Here is a 1,144-nt window from a genome sequence, read left to right on the forward strand (position 1 = left end):
CTACGGCAGGTTGCGGGCCATGACGATGCGCTGGATCTGGTTGGTGCCCTCGTAGATCTGCGTGATCTTCGCGTCCCGCATCATCCGCTCCAACGGATAGTCCCGCGTGTACCCGTACCCACCCAGCAACTGCACCGCATCCGTCGTGATCTCCATCGCCGCATCCGACGCGAAACACTTCGCCGCCGCACCGAAGAACGTCAGATCCCCGTCCCCCCGCTGCGACCTCGCCGCCGCCGCATACGTCAACTGACGCGCCGCCTCCAGCTTCATCGCCATGTCCGCCAACATGAACTGCACACCCTGGAAATCACCGATCGGCTTCCCGAACTGCCGACGCTCCCGCACATACCCCTTCGCATAGTCCAACGCCCCCTGCGCGATCCCCAACGCCTGCGCCGCGATCGTCACCCGCGTATGGTCCAGCGTCCGCATCGCCGTCGCGAACCCCGTCCCCTCCGCACCGATCATCCGATCCGCCGGAATCCGCACATCGTCGAAGTACACCTCACGCGTCGGCGACCCCTTGATCCCCAGCTTCCGCTCCGGCGCACCGAACGACACCCCCGCATCGCCCTTCTCCACCACGAACGCCGAGATCCCCTTCGACCGCTTCTCCGGATCCGTCACCGCCATCACCGTGTAGAACTCCGACACCCCCGCATTGGTGATCCACCGCTTCACCCCGTTCAGCACCCAGAAGTCCCCGTCCCGCACCGCCCGGGTCCTCATCCCCGCCGCATCCGACCCCGCCTCCGGCTCCGACAGGCAGTACGAGAACATCCCCTCCCCCCGCGCCAACGCCCCCAGATACCGCTCCTTCAACTCCCGCGACCCCGACAACTGCACCGGCAACGACCCCAGCTTGTTCACCGCCGGGATCAACGACGACGAGGCACACACCCGCGCCACCTCCTCGATCACGATCACCGTCGCCAGCGCATCCGCCCCCGCACCCCCGAACTCCTCCGGCACGTGCACCGCATGCAGATCACCGCCCCGCAACGCCTCCAGCGCCTCCTGCGGGAACCGCCCCAGCTCATCCACCTCCGCCGCGAACGGAGCGATCTTCGCCTCCGCCAGCGACCGCACCGCCTCCCGGAGCATCCCGTGCTCCTCGGAGACCCGGAAGAGATCGAAGTCC

General features: G+C 67.4%; 1 protein-coding gene. It reads right to left on the reverse strand.

Going from position 1 to position 1,144, the window contains the following annotated elements; all coding sequences use genetic code 11:
- The coding region (locus ACFXAM_RS38850; RefSeq protein ID WP_380298657.1) for an acyl-CoA dehydrogenase family protein at positions 1–1,144 on the reverse strand (1,144 nt) is incomplete at its 5' end.

Source organism: Kitasatospora sp. NPDC059462 (assembly GCF_042749955.1).
Taxonomy (GTDB): domain Bacteria; phylum Actinomycetota; class Actinomycetes; order Streptomycetales; family Streptomycetaceae; genus Kitasatospora.